At 59.5% G+C, this 1765-nt stretch carries 1 protein-coding gene; it reads right to left on the bottom strand.

Annotated features, from left to right (window positions below):
• Positions 1 to 949: 949 nt before the first annotated feature.
• Positions 950 to 1108 carry a transposase gene (locus tag EOB49_RS33740; protein ID WP_164781922.1) on the bottom strand — a complete coding sequence of 53 codons (159 nt, stop codon included), beginning with the start codon at positions 1106 to 1108 and terminating at the stop codon, positions 950 to 952.
• Positions 1109 to 1765 lie beyond the last annotated feature (657 nt).

The raw sequence follows: 1765 nt of genomic DNA, 5'->3' as shown, positions 1-1765 counted from the left end.
CATGCCGAGCGCAGCCATTCCCCTCAGGAGTGCACGCCTCAAGGGATCGTTCCTGTTTTCATTGTGTTTCCACTTTTGCATCGTAGTTCCTCCCAGCTCACGTTTGTTTGACCGCTTGTCACCCGAAAATGGCCGTAAATGCGTTCACATCAGTTGTGATGCGGCGGTTCCTCTCGTCAAGTTGGCTTCAAACTCGCGCTTTGATACCCCCGGGACCTTTTAGCTAGCCAATCGCTGATAGGAGACCGGAACGCTTAGTGCCCGCTTCGTGAATGTAGCAGCGTCAGGTGGGCGTTTTCCGCCAATTATACTCCATGGACGCAGGAAGTCGGCGTTCTCTCGCGACCTGCGCATATAGCCAAACCACTTTTAATGGAGAGGGATTGTCCTCGCTCAAAGAGGCTTCGACAGCGCAACCGAGGCGCGAAGCAGGTGCTCGCGCACTGCGGATAAGCTCCGCAAGCTCAACGGCCGGCATAAAGCCAATGCTCTCAGCGGACTGGCCGCACCAGCTTCGCGCCTAATCCGGCCTGAACACCACCCGCGTCTGGCCTGCCAAACCCCAGACCCGTCCCCCCAAACGATCTTCACCTGTCGGTGCGTCGGAAGACCTAAAGCGCGCCGTTGGACTTGTCCGAGCCAGCATCGCGCACCAGTGCCAGAAGGGCCGTCGGGACCTTTTCTAAAATCGACCGGATGGCTGGCGACAAACACCTGCACGCTGGCCAGGATCATGCCTGGCCGACCGCGCGATCCTGGCCAAATCATCCTGGCCGACATCGGCGCCAGCCCGAATGACCACATCGCCCAAACAGATCTCCACCGTTGAAGACGCCGCTTGGCTGACCTCGACAAAGCCAAGCCGACCCGCATCCCGCTGCGGCGTGACCGCACCGCTCTTGATCGCCTTGCGCCGCCAGCCGAACAGCTGCGAGGTCGCAATTCCAGCCTATCGCGCGATCGCCGACACATTCGCGCCCGGCTTCAGCGTCGCCTTGATCAGCCGTGCCTTTGCTTGCGCCGACCAGCGCCTGCGCGCACGCTGCGGGCTTGCCTCCAGCCGGTTCGGAACTGCCTCAAGAATATGGAAACTTCTATCATCAGACATAGGCGCAGACCCAGACATTGACACTGCAAGCTCCTCGGCCCCTTCAGTGTCATCATCTCTCGCCCATCATCTCATGCCACGGCAGATGGGATGCGTTCAGCGCTTTCGGCTTCTGAGAGGTAGCGCTCAAACTGCGCGGCTGTTTCCCGAAGATAAGGCGCACCAGAGCAGGCTTGCGCACGCCCAAAGCGCGGCATGCAGCGACGACCCCGCTGGAGGTTGAGGTCGCCGGTGCATTGGTGCCAAGGGCGATACTGTCAATGATCGAGCGGTGACCTGCATGCCCCTCTTACAAAGCTGGTCGAGGTGCACGCGAAGCGATCGCGGCAGGCTTGATCGGCCGCAAAGCCTGCGCGGCTTAGTCAAGGTCGCTGTCGTCGACAAGCGCCGCGAAGCATCTCAAGGGCCGGAAAACGTACCTTATCACGTGCATCGTCGCGTGAGGAGGGGCGAGACTGCCAGAACTAGCGGTGGTTGCGGCCCGTCGGAAGGGTAGATAATGCCAATTCGCAATTGATTCATTTCAGTCCACGTTCCAGCCAACGTCTATACCAGAGTGATCAGTGCCGCTTCGTGAAGGTAGCAAGTCAAATGGGATGGTTGCACCGAATAATCCGCTATGTACGCAGGCCACCCGCGTTTTATGGTTGCCCGCGC

The sequence above is a fragment of the Mesorhizobium sp. M7A.F.Ca.MR.148.00.0.0 genome (assembly GCF_003997735.1).
Classification (GTDB): Bacteria; Pseudomonadota; Alphaproteobacteria; order Rhizobiales; family Rhizobiaceae; genus Mesorhizobium.
This window is presented reverse-complemented; position numbering and strand designations above follow the sequence as displayed.

Bases quoted from the DNA above. Each gene is read 5' to 3' on its own strand.
- EOB49_RS33740 (WP_164781922.1), bottom strand. From the start codon at position 1,108: ATGTCTGATGATAGAAGTTTCCATATTCTTGAGGCAGTTCCGAACCGG.